At 61.4% G+C, this 16,297-nt stretch carries 14 protein-coding genes and 1 pseudogene; 11 read left to right on the top strand and 4 right to left on the bottom strand.

Annotation, left to right across the window (positions count from 1 at the left end):
• The first annotated feature begins 1 nt into the window (after position 1).
• The 10 genes from gspG (at position 2) to QX073_RS27105 (ending at position 8,173) form a co-directional block, all read left to right on the top strand.
• Positions 2-505 (top strand): type II secretion system major pseudopilin GspG, encoded by a 504-nt coding sequence (gene gspG / locus QX073_RS27150; protein ID WP_316200638.1) that lies wholly within the window; start codon positions 2-4, stop codon positions 503-505.
• Positions 502-930 carry a type II secretion system protein gene (locus QX073_RS27145; protein ID WP_316200639.1) on the top strand — a complete coding sequence of 143 codons (429 nt, stop codon included), beginning with the start codon at positions 502-504 and terminating at the stop codon, positions 928-930. The genes gspG and QX073_RS27145 overlap by 4 nt, the downstream gene beginning before the upstream one ends.
• 33 nt (positions 931-963) lie before the next feature.
• Positions 964-1,614, top strand: coding sequence for a prepilin-type N-terminal cleavage/methylation domain-containing protein (locus QX073_RS27140; protein ID WP_315759574.1), 651 nt, complete (start codon positions 964-966; stop codon positions 1,612-1,614).
• Between the two features lie 8 nt (positions 1,615-1,622).
• The gene (locus QX073_RS27135) at positions 1,623-2,450 is read left to right on the top strand and encodes a type II secretion system protein GspK (RefSeq protein WP_316200640.1); all 828 of its coding nucleotides are present in this window, start codon (positions 1,623-1,625) and stop codon (positions 2,448-2,450) included.
• Positions 2,447-4,237: a GspE/PulE family protein gene (locus QX073_RS27130; RefSeq protein WP_410052395.1), complete on the top strand. Its 1,791-nt coding sequence runs from the start codon at positions 2,447-2,449 to the stop codon at positions 4,235-4,237. The genes QX073_RS27135 and QX073_RS27130 overlap by 4 nt, the downstream gene beginning before the upstream one ends.
• Positions 4,238-4,280: 43 nt before the next feature.
• The gene (locus QX073_RS27125) at positions 4,281-5,396 is read left to right on the top strand and encodes a PilN domain-containing protein (RefSeq protein WP_316226676.1); all 1,116 of its coding nucleotides are present in this window, start codon (positions 4,281-4,283) and stop codon (positions 5,394-5,396) included.
• Entirely contained in the window at positions 5,393-5,962 is a 570-nt protein-coding gene (gene gspM, locus QX073_RS27120; protein WP_315759577.1) for a type II secretion system protein GspM, read from the top strand. Before QX073_RS27125 ends, gspM begins: the two co-directional genes overlap by 4 nt.
• Positions 5,959-6,477, top strand: coding sequence for a hypothetical protein (locus QX073_RS27115; RefSeq protein WP_316226675.1), 519 nt, complete (start codon positions 5,959-5,961; stop codon positions 6,475-6,477). The genes gspM and QX073_RS27115 overlap by 4 nt, the downstream gene beginning before the upstream one ends.
• A 279-nt stretch (positions 6,478-6,756) precedes the next feature.
• The gene (locus QX073_RS27110) at positions 6,757-7,536 is read left to right on the top strand and encodes a type II secretion system protein GspK (protein WP_316187774.1); all 780 of its coding nucleotides are present in this window, start codon (positions 6,757-6,759) and stop codon (positions 7,534-7,536) included.
• 481 nt (positions 7,537-8,017) lie between these two features.
• On the top strand, positions 8,018-8,173 hold the full coding sequence (locus QX073_RS27105) for a hypothetical protein (RefSeq protein ID WP_315783586.1): 156 nt from the start codon (positions 8,018-8,020) through the stop codon (positions 8,171-8,173).
• On the opposite strand, the pseudogene QX073_RS27100 reads toward QX073_RS27105, so the two are convergent.
• Positions 8,170-8,562 (bottom strand): annotated as a pseudogene (locus tag QX073_RS27100) (NAD-dependent epimerase/dehydratase family protein); the annotation flags it as partial. The gene QX073_RS27105 and the pseudogene QX073_RS27100 sit on opposite strands and share 4 nt — an antisense overlap.
• Before the next feature lie 750 nt (positions 8,563-9,312).
• Between QX073_RS27100 and QX073_RS27095 the strand changes: the two are divergent.
• Complete coding sequence (locus QX073_RS27095) at positions 9,313-9,576, top strand: hypothetical protein (protein ID WP_315716354.1); 264 nt, start codon at positions 9,313-9,315, stop codon at positions 9,574-9,576.
• Between the two features lie 112 nt (positions 9,577-9,688).
• Here QX073_RS27095 and QX073_RS27090 read toward each other — a convergent pair whose 3' ends face one another.
• The 3 genes from QX073_RS27090 to QX073_RS27080 form a co-directional block, all read right to left on the bottom strand.
• Positions 9,689-10,171 carry a hypothetical protein gene (locus QX073_RS27090; protein ID WP_315716353.1) on the bottom strand — a complete coding sequence of 161 codons (483 nt, stop codon included), beginning with the start codon at positions 10,169-10,171 and terminating at the stop codon, positions 9,689-9,691.
• On the bottom strand, positions 10,158-14,606 hold the full coding sequence (locus QX073_RS27085; RefSeq protein WP_316226674.1) for an RHS repeat-associated core domain-containing protein: 4,449 nt from the start codon (positions 14,604-14,606) through the stop codon (positions 10,158-10,160). The genes QX073_RS27090 and QX073_RS27085 overlap by 14 nt, the downstream gene beginning before the upstream one ends.
• A gap of 647 nt (positions 14,607-15,253) precedes the next feature.
• Positions 15,254-15,547 carry a hypothetical protein gene (locus tag QX073_RS27080; RefSeq protein WP_315716351.1) on the bottom strand — a complete coding sequence of 98 codons (294 nt, stop codon included), beginning with the start codon at positions 15,545-15,547 and terminating at the stop codon, positions 15,254-15,256.
• Positions 15,548-16,297: the final 750 nt, after the last annotated feature.

Here is a 16,297-nt window from a genome sequence, read left to right as displayed (position 1 = left end):
CATGCTGGGATGGATGGAATGTCGTGATGTCGTGAAGCTGCGCGTGGCCGCGTGGCGCGGGCAAATCCGGCTTCGTCTGCGCAGAGGCCGCGATGGCGAGGCCGGCTTCACCTTGGTCGAGATGCTTGTCGTCATCACCATCATCGGCCTGATCATGGGTCTCGTCGGCCCGCGCGTGCTGAGCTATCTCTCCGACTCCAAGCTCAAGACGGCGCGGATCCAGATCCGCAGCCTGTCCTCGGCGCTCGACCTCTATCACCTTGACAACGGCCGCTACCCGACCGCAGCCGAAGGGCTCGGTGCGCTGGTGCAGAAGCCGGCCACCGCTGCCACCTGGAACGGGCCCTATCTCAGCGGCACTCTGGTCCCGAACGATCCGTGGGGACGGCCCTATGTCTACAAATTCCCGGGACAGCACGGCACCTACGACATCGTCTCGCTCGGGCCCGAGGGACGTGAGGACGAAACCTCGGCCGCGGCCAATGTGACGAGCTGGCAGCCGTGACTCCCGCCACGGCAGAGATGAAGCACGCGGACGGCGGCGACGCCGGCTTCACGCTGGTGGAGGTCCTCGTCGCACTGGCCATGCTGTCGGTCGGCCTCACTTTGGTGATGAGCCTGTTCTCGACCGGACTGTCGCGAACGGGCATGGCCGAACGCGTGGCTGGTGCAGTTGCGCTGGCGCAGTCGCTCATGGCCCAAGTCGGCAATTCGATTCCGCTGCGCACCGAGACGCGCGATGGCGCCGAGGCGAACGGCTATCGGTGGCGCCTTGCGATGCAGCCCTATCGGCCGGCGCCAGGCGGCGTTGCACGCCCGGTCGAGCTGTATCAGGTCTCGGTCGAGATCGGCTGGCAGGAAGGGCAGGACCCGCGCTCCTATGCGCTCTCGACGCTTCGCCTCGGGCCCAGTGTCTCCAAGTCGCAGTGAGCCAGACCGATGACGTCGCCGAAAGCAAGCGGGATGGATGATCGCGACGCCGGCTTCACCCTGGTCGAGGTTCTCGTTGCGCTGGCGCTGTTCAGCCTGCTCGCCGTCCTGCTGTTCGACAATCTCAAATTCGGCGTGCAGGCCTGGCGCAGCGGCAGCGCCCGCGCGGAGTCGTTCCAGCGCGAGCTCGCAGCGCAGGACGTGCTGCGGCGGCTGATCGGCAATCTCTATCCGATGATGCTGGGCGAAGGCGCGGCGCAGCGGCGCATCGATATCGACGGCCAGGCCGAGAGCCTCGAGTTCCTCAGCGACGCGCCGGCCGTGTCCGGTGGGGCCGGCCGCTTCCGCTTCAAGCTGCTCGCCGACCGCAGGCGTGATGGGGTCGATCTCGTTCTGCAGTCCCGACCCGAACTGGCGGTGAAGCAGGACACCGAGCGGACGCTGCTGGTGTCCGACATCGATCGGATCGAGCTCAGTTATGCGGCAAGAGCAACGGGAGACGCCAATGCGGCCTGGAGCACAAGCTGGAAGGATCAGAGCGAGGCTCCCGGCCTGATCCGGCTGCGGGTCCTGATGCGTCCCGGCGATGCCCGTCACTGGCCGGAGCTCGTGATCGCGCCGCGGGTGCAGGCCGATGTGGCCTGCGTCTACGACGCGCTCACGATGCGCTGTCGCGGGCGATAGGGGGCGACATGCCGGTGCTGTCGGTTCTCTGGGGGCTCGCGCTACTGACGGCGATTGCGCTGTCGCTGTCATGGTCGAGCAGCGTGTCCTATGGCCTTGCCCGTAACGGGGTCGATCAGGCCTCTCTCGGTGCGCTCGTCGAGGCCGGCGTGAACGCCGCCATCGACGGTCTGCTCGATGCCCGGGCGGACCACCGCTGGCGCGCCGACGGCCGTCTCTACACGCTCGATTTCAACGGCACGCGGATCGGCATCAGGATTCAGGACGAGCTCGGACGGGTCGACCTCAACCAGACCGATGAGGCCATGCTGAACAGCCTGCTGCTATCAGCAGGGCTGGATGCGCGGGCCGCCGCCGGCCTGGCCGACAAGATCGTGGACTGGCGAACTGCAACGTCTCTGAAGCATCTGAACGGCGCCAAGGACCGGGACTACGCGTCGCGCAACGCCGCCTATCATCCGCGCAACGGTCCGTTCCAGAGCGTCGATGAGCTGCTCCTGGTCATGGACATGACACCTTCGATCTTCGCCCGGATCGCGCCGGCGCTCACGGTCCATTCGGGACGGCAGTTCGTCGATCCGCAATTGGCGCCGCGCGAGGTGCTGCGCGCGCTGCCTGGCATGACCGTGCAGAGCGCCGAAGCGACGCTGGCCGCGCGTGACGGTGCCAGATCTGGCCTCGCCGAAGGCAACCCCATGACGGTGCTGCGTGGCCGCGCCTTCACGATTCGGACCGAGTTTTCCTACGCGTCACGCGTGGTCGCAGGCGAGGTCGCGGTGCGCCTGACGGAGAATCCGCAGCAGCCCTATTGGGTGCTGAGCTGGGGGACGCGATGACCGGACGCGCAGGGCCAGCGATGCAGCAGGACGCCGCCTTCGCCGCAGACATTGAGGAGCCGCGAGCGCAGCTGCACCGGTCCATGCCCGACATGGGCCGGACCGCGCTGTTGCAGAGTTTTGGCGACTTCCTGCGGGCCGAAGGCATCGTCGATCGTATGAGCCTCGACCGTGCCGGACGCGCGGCGCAAACCACCGGAGACAGGCTCGACACCGTGCTGACCAAGCTCGGTCTGGTGTCGGAGGCCGGTCTGGTCGCGGCGTTGGCGAAATTCCTGGCACTCGATCTGGTGCGTCCGGATCAGATTCCGATCGACCCTGTGTTGCCCGAACTGGTCGAAGCGGAGTTCGTGCGTCACAATCATGTGCTGCCGCTCGGCTGCAGCGATGGCCGGCTTGCCGTCGGCGTGACCGATCCGTTCAACCACGATCCGATCCGGGCCCTTGCATTCCTCACGGGCCTTTCGGTCGACATGCGGCTGTTCACGGCGGCGGATTTCGACAAGGCCTGCGCGGGGCTCTATCCCGCCATGTCGCGTAGCGACGAGACCCGCGCCACCGGCGGCGCCGAGGCCAACGAAGCCGACGTGCAGCGGCTGCGCGATCTTGCGAGCGAGGCGCCGATCATCCGCCTCGTCAACCAGATCATCACCAGTGCCGTCGAGGCGAGGGCGTCGGACATCCATATCGAGCCCAATGTGGACCAGGTGCTCGTCCGCTATCGCATCGACGGCGCCTTGCGCTCGGTCCAGGTGCTCGCGGCGGACCTGCGTGCCGCGATCACGTCCCGCGTGAAGATCATGTCGAAGCTCGACATTGCGGAGCGGCGCCTGCCGCAGGACGGGCGCATCAAGATCGCGGTCCGTGGCATCGACATCGACTTCCGCGTCTCCACGATCCCCACGGCCTTCGGCGAAAGCGTCGTGCTGCGCGTGCTCGACCGCAATCGCATCAGCCTCGATTTTGTCGAGCTTGGCTTCTCCGCGGAGCATATCGCGACGCTCCAGGCGCTGCTGCAGCAGCCCAATGGCATCATCCTGGTCACCGGACCGACCGGCAGCGGCAAGACCACGACGCTGTATACGGCGCTGAAGACGCTCAACAGCACCGAGCGCAAGATCTTCTCGGTGGAGGACCCGATCGAATATCAGATGCCGGGGATCAATCAGGTGCAGGTCCAGTCGGAGATCGGGCTGACGTTTCCTCACGCGCTGCGCTCGATGCTCCGGCAGGATCCGGATATCATCATGATCGGTGAAATCCGCGATCTCGAGACGGCGCGCATCGCCATTCAGGCCTCGCTGACCGGTCACCTCGTGCTCTCGACGCTGCACACCAACGATGCGGCGTCTGCGATCACGCGGCTGATCGACATCGGCGTCGAGAACTATCTGCTGGCCTCGACGCTGAAGGGCGTGATTGCGCAGCGCCTAGTGCGCAGGCTCTGCCCTCGTTGTTCCCATGGACATCCGCAGGCGGCCTATTGGGCGGAGAGCTTCGAGCGCTCCGTGACCGGGCTCCGTGCGCATGGGCGGCCCGACATTCGCCAGCCTCTCGGCTGCTCCGATTGCGGCAATGCCGGCTTCTCCGGTCGTTCGACCATCGCGGAGATGCTGGTCATCGACGAGGCATGTCAGAGTCTGATCCTGGCCAAGGCGTCGGACACTGCGATCGAGCGCGCCGCCCGCGAGCAGGGCATGCAGAGCATGTACGAGACCGGAATCCGGAAGGTCTGGCGCGGCGAGACCACGATCGACGAAGTTCTGCGCGCGACGCGCATGGGATAGGGCGGCGGGACGGGCGATGCATGAGAGCAAGGATAGAGGCGCGTTGCTGGCCACGGTTCGTGCGGCGCGTCCGCGCGACTGGGCGCAATCGGCGGCCGCCTGGTGGTGCAGGGAAGCGGTCGATCTGCTGCCGCAACGGTTCGTGGCCGCGCTGGCGCCGGCCGGCCGGCCGAGATTTCTGGTCGATCGCGACGACACGGGGATCCGGCTTCAGTTGAACGATCCCCGATCAGGAGTGCAGGCTGGTGAAACGACCCATGCAGGTGAGGTGACGGCGGCGATCGCATCCATCCTGCAGCGTCATGGTCTGGATCGGCGCGACGTGGATCTGGGCTTGCGTCTGCCGGAAGAGAGCGTTTTCCGCCGCGAGCTCATGCTTCCACCCGAGGCGAAGGGCGCGATCGATACGATCGTGCCGCAGGACCTGTTGCGCCGGACGCCGTTCAAGGCGGAGGACATCTATTGCGACCACTTGACCGCCACATCGCCTGACGGTCGGATCGCGGTTCGGCAATGGGTGACGCGGCGCCATCACGTGCAGCAGGCCGCAGATCAGCTCGGGCTTGCCGTCGCGCACATCGACTTTGTCGTGTTCGGCGACGATCAAACCTCGCCGTCGATCCGACTGGCGCGTCCTGCGGCTGCCCGCAAGACCTCCACCGTTGCGATCGCTGTGCTCGGCGCGCTCGCCGTGCTTCTAGGGTCCGGCATCGCGGTCCTGACCTTTGCCCGGCAGCAGGCCACGCTCGATCGGCTCGAAGCCGAGATCGTTGTGGCCCGCAAGGGCGCCGAGCGCGTTCGCGTCCTGGTGGATCAATTGCGGGAGCGGCGGACGGCGCTGTCGCGTCTTCGGCTGCAGCGCAGCGAAGTGCCGGGATTGATCGACGTCTGGGATGAAGCCTCGCGCATTCTGCCGAAGCATTCCTGGCTGACCGAATTGCGGCTCGTGGAGGGAGCGAACCCGCGGAGCGCAACGGTCACGATGACCGGATTCTCGGCCGCGGCGCCGAGCCTGATCAACACGCTCGGTGGATCGAGACTGTTCGTGGACGCTGCCCTGACGTCGCCGGTCGCGATGGATCCGATCGAGAACCGGGAACGCTTTTCATTGCAGGCCAGGATTCGTGTGCCCGATGCCATCAAGGAGGTGGCGCCATGAGCGAATGGACGAAGCGCAGGGACGCGCTCGGACGCCGTGGCCTTTTCATCGTCGTCAACCTCGCGCTTCTTGCGCTGTTGTTCTGGGGCTTCGTGGCGCCGATCGCGGCGATGTTCGCCGAGCGGGAGGCGCGGATCCAGCAACAGCAGGCGCTGCTGGCACGGTTGAGCGCGATCGCAGCCCAGGCATCGGCCATCGAGGGCCTTGCCTCCGAAACCGAGTCGCAGCTCCAGAACGGGGAGTTTCTGACGGGTGCGAATGAGAACGTGATCGCCGCCGACCTGCAGACGAAGCTGAAGACGATCATGGGCAATGCCGGCGCCCAGTCCCGCGCGATTCAATCGCTGCCGGGCCGGACCGTCGATCAGATCAAGTACAGCGGCGCGCGGATCGATCTGTCCGGGCCGTTGCCCGCCGTCATGCGTGCGGTCCACGCGGTCGAGAGCGCAAGGCCATATTTGTTTATTGCCAATGCGGTGCTGAAGAGCGCGCCTGCGATGCGCCCGGGAACGGCCGAGGAGCCAGTGCTTCAGGCGCAGCTCGACATCTACGGTGCGGTGCAATGAGGAGCCTCGTGCGATGGCGGGTGACGCCGCTTGCCGGAGTTTTGGCGCTCCTGGCGGGTCTTGATCTAGTGCTCGGCGCCTGGCTCGCGACGTCGGTCGGAGGCGGAGAAGCGCCCGGCGCCCGCCGCGCGGCTTGGGAAGCGCCGGTGCCCCGGACCATGGCGGGCGTGGCTGGACGGCAGCCGCTGCAGACATATGCCGAGATCCTGGCCCATCCGGTGTTCCAGAAGTCGCGCGAGCCGTTCGTTCCGCCCCCACCCGCGCCGCCACCGCCGATGCCGGTGGCCGCTCCGCCCCCGGTGGCCACTGACCCGGGCCTCCTGGTCGGCGGCGTCATGATCAACGGCGGCACGAGCAAGGCCTATCTGCTCAGCAAGGTTGGCGGGGGCGCAGGCTCCTGGATCAACGAAAACGAGACGTTTCAGGGCTGGCGGGTGACATCGATCGACGCGTCAGGTGTTCGGATCGAGCAGGCGGGGCGCGCGATCGACTTGCAGCTCTACCCCAAGAATTGAAGAATACAGGCCGCGCTGCGGCCCCTTGAGTCGGAGTAGAATAGCCTTGTTCGCACAGACGAAAGATCAAGGGCCAATCCGCAGACAGCCGCTCGTAGAGGAGGAGCGCGAATTGTTCGTTCCTGCTTGGCTCGGCTTCTCGGTGCTCTCATATGAGCTAGGTCTCTTACATGTCTTCTCGAAACCGTCGTCCGCCAAGCGATCTTCGGACCATGGCAGTCCCAGAGATCAGAAATGCCAGTCATAGCGATCCTGTGGATCCTAGGATTATTGACAACGTTGTCACTGTCGCTGCTCTGGGGCAGCGAGGTGTCGTACCGCCTCGCCCGCAACGATTGTGAACTTGCGATTCTGAGCGCGACTGCAGACGGGGCGCTGGACTACGCCGTGTCGGGATTGTTTGATCAAAAATCTGATCGCCTCTTGCGTCCAGGTGTAGGCGAGGTTCACCTGCTCCACTTTGGCGAAGCCGAGATCCGGATCGTGATCCAGGACGAGCTCGGCAAGATCGACATCAACCAGGCCGACCCTGCCTTGCTTGCCAGTTTGCTGCGGTCGGTGGGGCTAAACGCCGATGCGGCAAGTGGGCTTGCAGACAAGATCGTGGACTGGCGAACCGCGAGCGAATTGAAGCATCTTAATGGCGCCAAGGAGTTCGACTATCGCGCGGCGAATAGTCCCCACCGGCCGCGCAACGGTCCGTTTCAGAGCGTCGACGAGCTTCTTCTCGTAATGGACATGACGCCTGCTCTCTTCCAGCGGATCGAACCTGCCGTGACCGTGTATTCCGGAAGCCAGTTCGTTGACCCACGACGTGCCACACCTGAAGCTCTGGCGGCGATGCCCGAGATGATCAGTACGCAAGGGACAGCCTCCGATCGCCCGCCTCCATTTCCGATCGGCGCAAACGAAGAACCAACGTCATCCTTGCGCGGTCGCGCCTTCATGATCTGTATCGAAGTTGCAAAGTCAGGCCAGGTTTCTCGATATCGAGCTGTTATTCGAATGACGGACAATCCGGTACATCCCTATTTCCTTCTCAGCTGGAAGATGACGTAAGCTCGCGACCAGCGCTCTGTCAGAGACGTAGTGTCTGTGGAACACCTTCCTGGCCGCGAGCTTGGCGAGGACGTCGACTATCGACCGGAAGACGCTCGACGCAGCTGTCAATGCCTTGTGCGAAAGCGGGACGCCGCGGCGTCGTACCCCGCGGACCAAATAGGCGTCAAGCGCCAGTCAGTAGGGCCGCAGAGCTACGCTTACGTTGAAGCGACGAAGACGAGGCCCGCAATGTCACGGAAACATGGGGCGGCTCAGTCCGCGCGGTGGCAAGGTGCTACGTATTGCTGCCGCAGCAAATGTTTGATCCGCACCGGCAATCGAGAGATGCGGCTGGCAACCGGGAGGCTAGCTAGTCGCGGTGGCGCAGGCACTTCACTGATAGGCCACGCTTTCTCGTGAGGTGCGCCGCGTCTTGTCGCAGAACGGGGGGCTCGCCGCTATCAACAACAACCGTCGGACGGAGGAGTGTGAGGCTCTCATGGCAGCCGAGCACTTCATCAGGGCCCAGAATCCGGATTATTCGCGGCACTATCGGGGTCTTGACATCGTTGCTGAGATCGAGGCTTACGGCAGCTTCAACGAGATCCAGCGCCGAATGGCCTTTGGTGGTCTCGCCCTTGCGAACAATGACTAACGACTGCGTCGCCGCTTCGCGCAGAATGCCTGATAGGCGAGCCCGACTCCCACTTCCAGGGAAGTCGTCGCGCGCCAGCCAAGCTCCGTCAGGCGGGAGACGTCGAGAAGCTTGCGTGGTGTGCCATCCGGCCGTGACCGGTCAAAGCTGATGCTGCCCTTGAAGCCTACCCCGGCGGCAACCACGCGGGCGAAGTCGGCAATGGTGATATCCTCGCCAGTGCCGATGTTGACCAACGCGGTGTCAGAATAGGTCTTCATCAGGTGCACGCAGGCATCCGCCATGTCGTCGACATAGAGGAACTCGCGCCGCGGCGTGCCGGTGCCCCAGACCACGACCTCCGGCGCATCCGCGAGCTTGGCCTCATGGAAGCGGCGGATCAGCGCCGCGTTTGCGCCGATGGATGGGGTCGGCTAAATCCCATGATCTGCGATCGCCGTAAATCTCGGCTGGAAGCTCCCGGGCGTTGTCAGTGACATTAGATCGATGGCGCTGCTCGACACGTACGAGGCGAAGCGCCTACGGACGTCGCTCAACACCGACCATCCTTGACGCTCTACGGATTTGCTCGGTCTTTTCGCTGCAATGCTCAAGACCAAAGACGCGCAACGGGGGAGCTGGCGACGAGTCTCGTCGTGTTGCCGACGGCCGTCTCGACCTTTACGCGGGCGTCTAGTTCAACTTTGCCGGTATCTGATAACCCACTGTTGGTTCGCCAGCCATCGTCTCGGATTGCACAACCTTGCCGCCCGATGCTTTGACGGCGTTCGCTCTGCCGCGTACTTTGTGTAAATCTCGAGGCGATCTCACACTGATCCGTCCTGATTAGATCCTGCGGCATTGCCAAAGGTGCTCGGCTCGCTGGACGGCGCGTTGATGGAGGCATTGGACCATGGTCGCGGCTAGCCTCCCACGCATCTTACGTGCGGACCACAAGTTCCACTGACGAACACCTCCTCGATTTCAGGCATCAAGGTAACGGCCTCATCGACGGTCGCTTCGATATCCGCCTCTGTTGGCGCCGAACCCAGCCACCCCCGCGCATCGAACCAGCGCCTGAAGAATGGGCGACGATACACCTGGAAGTATTGTTCGAGATACTGGACCCATACGTCCTCTGCAGGAATGCGCCCTGACGCATGGACAATCCCCTCTCGAGGGACGATGCCAAGGTTGAGGCGAAACGCGGGGCGGCCGCACTTGTCGAGCTGGATTTCGACGATCTGAAATCCTTGAATGCCTTCGCGCCGCAGTCTCCCAAATGGGAATGCGGAACGAATCTCCCGGCTCCGCGCATCACTGCCCGTAAGCGGGATCGTCCGGAATCCTCGCTGCTCAAGCGCTGGGACGATTCTCAATTGAACGACCCGTCTCAGCGCATGCCTAACCTTTTCCGTCATTAGCCATCGATTCGGTCGCCGACAAGTATCAACATCATTGGTATGAGCCGGTCCATCCGTTAACCGCCGTATCACTGCAATGTAGTGGTGAAGTCATGCTGGTTTTTTCGAGGAATCAGGACCCAGCAATGAGCGCGTCGAGGCAGTCTAACGGCGCCGGTGCTCCCAGGGCGTCAAAGAGCTCTGACGCCGTTGACGACCGGGCCGCTTGACTTACAGCCTGTTCAGGATCCGTCTTGTCAAAGTACTGCTCAACGAGTGCGGGACGTTTTGTTATATAGTTGACGGCGCGCTGCCGCATCTCACTAAAGCGAACTTCAGGCGCCTGGCGCAGAGTTACCGATATCTTCCTGGTCCCACCATTCAAAAAGCTGAATATTCTTCGCCAACGGCTTTCACCCCAAAGATGCTCGAAGCGAATCTCATCAATCCGCCAGATTGTCCCGTCACGATCCAAAACAGTTACCCCGAGATAGCGCTCAAGGACCCGTTCTCTCGGACCCGTCGAGACTTTGAACGCATCGCTGCTATATGGCAGGATCGTTTCTCTTCTCTCATCAAAGAACAGCAAGGTACGTGGCCCACTATCTGCAGTCACATCCGCCTCCCCGGGGTGAAGTGCCCGCTAAAATTGCGCCGATCGTTAGGCTCTTAGACCATCCGGGGCCAGCCACCCAAGCCAGCTCGGGATACTGCGCGAGCGTCGAATTGAGGGACGCGGAGATGGGATTGGTGTTCCAGGGCTGGTTCTTAATCCAATCCGGTACCATCCGTCCTATGCCTTGGTTCCGCTCCAATAGCCAATGATGTCTTACCTGCCCTTCCCCGAGCAGCTGAATGCCTTCCCTGTTCATCCATTTGCGTGTCGCGTTCCAAGTATGACTCCCAAAATCCTTAAATCGGAACGCTCCCTTCTCCAAGGCGCCAGCGAGGCCCCCCCCGACGAGGCTGAGTCCAACCTCTCCGAGGTTAATGCACCGCCAGTTTCCGCCGTTCTCGTAGAGCTGAAGTCCAATATCTGCTGCGGCAAAAGCGAGGCCCCACGCGAATTCTCCCGTCGGATCTGTAAAAGAGACAGGATTCCCGCCAGCGTAAACATAGAGGCTCGGCCCTGCGACGAGCCCAAGCGGATCTGCCTGCGTGTATCTCCCAATCGATGCATCGTAATGCCGATGCCAGTTGTAGTGAAGCCCTGACTCGACGAGAAAATACTGACCCGGATATCGCAGGTTGTTGCTTGCGGTTCCGGTGATCGAGCGGACCTCACCGTAAGGCCAGTACCATGCGTCCCAAACCACGGTCTGGTTTGCGTCGGTCATCTTGCTCGGGCGATCGAGATGATCAGGATGCACGTACCATTGTTTAGGCGTTGCCGTGTCCAGATCGGCAAAAAGCGCAAGGGGTGTATCATCCAGCCAGACGTATTCCCGCTGCGTCGTGCCGTTCGCGCCTGCCTCGGCCAATAGCCGCCCAGAGCTGTCATAGATATAGTGGGTCGTAGTCGATGGCGTCATATTTTGGGTGGTCCGAACGGCCATCCGCTCGAGCCCGTCATAGACGTAGCTCGCGGTCACCGTCGTGCCGATTGTGAGCTGATCGAGCCGATTACGATTATTATAGCGGTAGTTGTAGGTCGTAGTGCCCCTGACATCAGTGACGATATTGCCGACTCCGTCATTCGTGACGCTCCGCAGCGTATTCGTGCCCTCAGTGGTGCCGACGTAGAGATTGCTGTTGTACGGATAGCCTAAAACTCTTGTCGTGGTGGTTGTGCCATTTGTAAAGACGTCGCCGGTCCGATTGCCGACCGGGTCCTGCCAATAGGTCTGCGTCCCCCAGTCCCCGTAGACATTCTGCAGCCGATGACCCGGAGTGAAGACATAGTTGTCGGTCCGACCGGCGACATTGTTGTCCCAGACATTGGTGATGTCGAAATCATCGTACCAGTAGGTATAGGCACGGTTGATGACCGAATTCGATCCCTGCTCGACCACGAAGGTGCTCAAATTGTAGTCCTGCGTGAATGTCTTCCACAGGATTAGGTCATTGCCGTACGAGAGCGACTGCAATGGACCGAAGGGTTGGTAAGTCACCCACTTAGCGAGCAGCATTTCGGCAGTTGCGGCGCCCGGCTGCTGCGTCACGGTGTTCACGAGCCCCGTTGCACCGCGGTAATAGTTGACGATCCGGCCGGATGGATAGGTGATGCGGGTCAGATTGCCGTCGAGATCATAGGCATAGCCAACGAGGTAGACGATCCCGGCTGTTGTCTTCTTCTCCTGAATGGCCTGTCCCAGCGAATTGAAGGTCCACTCGATGCTCCCGGAGGCGTCGTCGATCCGTGTCAGGCGCCCAACGCCCTTGTTTCCGCCAGATGTCCCATCCCAGGAAAATGTGACGTTCTCCCCCGGTGCAGCCGGATATTGCTTGCTCAACACGCGCCCTGCCGCGTCATAGGTCAGATTGGTAACGACGCCACGCCCGTCAGTCATTTGCGTCGGTCGGCCGGCGGCATCGTAGACATAGGTGGTCGTGCCCGTATCGGGGCTCGTTCGCTGGATTACGTCGCCGAAGCCGTTCCGCACGAAAGTGGTGTTGAGAGAGCGGGGATCGCTATAGCTGGTTACTTCATCTCTGCCATCGAGGGTGACCGTCTCGCTGTTGCCCTCCTCGTCTTTCGAATTGATCAACCTGTTCAGCGAATCGAATGACCAGCCGAAGACATTCGAGCGCGGGTCGGTGATCGAGACGCGATTATTGGTCTTGTCGTAGCCGTGAACCCAAGTCTGCTTTGAAGCCCCGATGAACTTCAACAGTCGGCCGAGTTCGTCGAATACGGCCGTCTGCGCCAACTGGATGGTTCCGTCAGATCCCTTGATCTGCCGCGCTGTGACGTTGCCCATCGCATCGCGCGTCAGTGAGATGGATGCGCCAGTATTATCCTGGATCTGAACCACCCGCCGCGCATCATCATAGGTATAAGACAGATAGGCGCCGTTCGCGCGCGTCACTCTGGTGACATCGCCAACTGCATTGTATGTCAGCGACATCGTCGCGGCCAATCCCGATGGGTCGACGGTGACAGTCAGTAGTCGGCCGAGCGCGTCGTAGGTAAGGCTGGTGGTGACGCCGTTGGGATCGGTGACGAGCGTCGGCTGTCCGCGGTAATTGACCGAGTTGATGATCGTGACCTGTCCGATCTCGTTTGTGTAGGAGGCAGGATAGCCGTTGGCATCGTACGAGAAAGAGACCGTATCGCCTGGGCCGGGGAGGGGGCCGTCAACGCTCGACAGCAGCGTCCCGGTATAGTTGAACGTCCAGGTCCGCGTCTGTCCATTGGTCGAATACGGCGCCGTCTGCGACGTCGTGTCGGTCTGGGTCACTTGCGACAGCTGACCGGCCGCGCTCCAGGTGTATGTCGTGGTCAGGCCAGGTTCGACCTGTTGCGCGACCACATTAAAGGTGTTGTCGTACACGAAACCCGTGGTAGTCGCCGCTGCGGTGCCACTTCCGCGTACGATCGAGGTCGGGCGTCCGTAAGAATCCCTCGTATAGGCTGTGACGCGTCCCTCGTCATCGGCGACCTGACTGACCTGCCCAAGCGTATTGTAGCTGACGGATCGGGCCGAAGCGGGGCAATTGGTGGTCGCCTGGCCGACCACTCCTGCTGACTTCATCGTCCCCTCTCGCTTTGCAAACGAGTAGGTAGCCTGCTTTCCAAGAGCATTGGTGACCGTACGGGTCACGGCAGCATCGTCATAAACAACCGTGGTCAGGTCTGCGCCACCCGCGTGCGAGCTGGAGATCGGTCGCCCATCCGGATCGTATGTCCAAGTTGCGTAACGTACGCCTCGGGCGTCAGTCACTCCGGTGAGAAGGTCCGGAAAGGTCGTGTTCTCGTAGTGATACGTCGTCACATCGAGCTGCTGCCATACTCCGTTGTTCTTTTCCGACCTCGTGACAGTCGTCAGGTTGCCGTTCGTATATCCGTAGTCGATCTTGAAGTATTCAGTGGGGCCTGTGCTCTGCGCATAGGTGTAAAATGTTGCGCTCGAGACATGGAGAGGGGTTCCCGAGGCGCTCGTCTCGTAGCGAAAATCGATATGCCTCGAATCGGCGAATCCTATGGAGTCGATTCGCGTGGGATGTACGGCTGTGTTGGCGATGATACCCTTACTGACGCCGTTCCTTTCCGTGATCGATTTGGGCCAATAGGTATTCCCGCTCTGTATGAAAATGACCGTTCGATCATTCTCGTCCTTGAACGAGAAGAGCTTCGTGCCGCCATTGTCGAAGCTCGTCAGCGATACTTTCGAGTCGCTGTAGGCGCTCGCGTAGACCCCCGGCGTCGGCTGGTTGAAATCGTATTCGACGCCGTCTGGCGAGAACACGGCAACGGTGTTGCCAACGAGTATCTCGTACTCGAAGTCGAAGTGCCACCGTGCCGTGCCTAGCCGTTGTCCCGGCGTTCCGCGGCTTCGATAGTGGCGTACAAGCCCGAGCGGGCGCGCTCCTCCCGACACGAAGTCGACGGCATCCTCAGACTTCGAAGATCCCGAGAGTGAGATCGGATTGCCAACGCTCGGATCAGTTGTGCACGGATCGGGGTTGTTCTGCGGCGCGGGGGCGTGGCTGTTCGGGGGGCCGCGGCTCGGATCCTTTGTGCACACTCCTCTCTGCAGTGCGTAGCCGGAGACGCAGTCGGGCGATGTGATGTTGATCTCGTACGCCACTCGGGTGGCGTCGGCAACGTAGCATATAAGGCTGCCGTTCGGGCGAACTTCGACGCCGTTGAATTTCAACGGCAAATGAACGTCATAATCGTAAAAGCCGATGATGATATATTGCGGGTACAAAGCTGCGAGCTGACAAGCGGCGGCTGGCTCGGTGACGTACTGGGTAGTCAGAGGGATATTGTTGACGACGATCGGATATCCCAATTGCGGGTTTGCATCGGCTGCGGTTGCGGCGCACGCGAGAATGAAACAGGTTCGTCCCAGGCAACGAAACTGACGCGCCGCCTCGAGAAACATCTGGAAAATCGGAGCAAGAACCTTCAAGCCAAAAGTACAGCCAGAATCAGTATTTCTAATCCAAGAGGATACGAAATATTGGATTGTAGAGTGCTCGATCGCTCTTTGTCCCGCCGCTCCGATCGCTGACGACATCCCATGCCCCTCGCCTGCTTCCCCGTAGATTTACGGGGGACATAAGATAGAAGTCGCATTATACCTTCAACGGTTGTGTGGCTTTATCAACAACGTTAGGGTGAGCCGCTAGAATTGGTCTGAATGATTGCAGGAGCTATCGCCGAAAGTTGGTGACGGCGGGAGTCCGAAGTCGGCATCGAAAGGCTGCGGGGCCAAAGGCTTGAGCGGATCATTGAGACCAGGCCGAGGCAAGGTGTGATTCCGCTGGGGGAGGTGCGCAGCTGCGGGGGGCGCTCGGCTTCTGAGTTCATCGTCGGAGCTATCGGAGATCGAAGAGGTGGTACCTATTGGAATCGCCGGGCCACGAACTCTCGGCACTCCCATATTCTCTTATGTCCTGGTTCTGGTGCTGGGGTGGCTGACCCTATCGATTCTTTTGGTTGTGCGGCTACAGTTGTTCAATTCGCGGGTCCTAACCCTTGAGGAGGCAAGGCCCTCGTGATCAAGTCGATCAAAGAGTCGTCGATGGATCAGGAGGACGCAGATCGCTTGGGGGAGCAGGTTCGCGGGTCAAATCGGTTCACCGCATAGCCCAAGCCGTCGCCGAGGCACGCGGTTGAAAGCAGGCCGGCCTGCCGACGTACCTCGATCGCCGTGTGAGTGAGGTCCGGCCGACGTTCTGATACGATGCCCCGGACGCTCTGTATCAGCTTCGTGCCGTCCATCAGCGACGCAATGAGCTCCCCGGTTAGTTCGCGCAGGCGCGGCAGATCGTTGTCATATGCGTCGATATCGAATGCCGTCAGCCCGGGATTTCCCTGCACGGCCTGAGGCGCTCGCTAAATCGGAGACGTGGCATGTTTCAGTTTCAGGACAAGAATTATCGAGGGTTCCCGACGGATCATCGTCTCGTACGCTAATGCTTCGCTTGGACGCGAGGTGCGACGGGCCGCGGTGGCACCGAAACTTTGCAGGACGTCCGAATGAGGAAATGTCTCGATTTCTAGCAGATTGGAAGGCTCGGAACCCGATGCCGACCGTCTTCAAGCTGCAGTGGGATCGCATTCCAAGGTCTACAAGGGCATAGGCGTGGGGACCGCTGAGTTGGGAAGCGGCGGGGGCGATTGCTCATGCAGGTAATCAGAGCTCCTCTCGCCTGGCTATCTGGGGCCGATTCGCGCCTATCGTGGCTTGAGAAGCAGGTTCTCGATTGTGTGCGAGCGCGGCTGGATGATCGAATTCGATATTTGTGGGATCGTCAGGTTCAGACTATCAACAAGGTCCAACGGCTGCCAAACGGCGTTGAGGTGGACTTCTACAGGATGTCAAACGGACGACCGAGCTTCGACGGGAGTATCGCATTCCCCAACAAGAGAGAGGTGGCTTTGGCTACGGTAAGCATCGAGATGAACGGCCTGGGGACGTTGGATGCAACAGTCTGGTCCGTCAATGGGTTCATGTTCTCGATCGAGTATAAGGGAAGCGTTGGTGACTTTGAGGAAGCAGCCGCCGGTATGGACCCCCTGCCTGGGTTCAGGATCAGCTGTGGTTTGACTGCCGATCTGTAAGCTGCC

This window comes from Bradyrhizobium sp. SZCCHNS3052 (assembly GCF_032484495.1).
Classification (GTDB): Bacteria; Pseudomonadota; Alphaproteobacteria; order Rhizobiales; family Xanthobacteraceae; genus Bradyrhizobium.
Note: the sequence above shows the minus strand (reverse complement) of the source record. Positions and strands in the feature narration are given on the sequence as shown.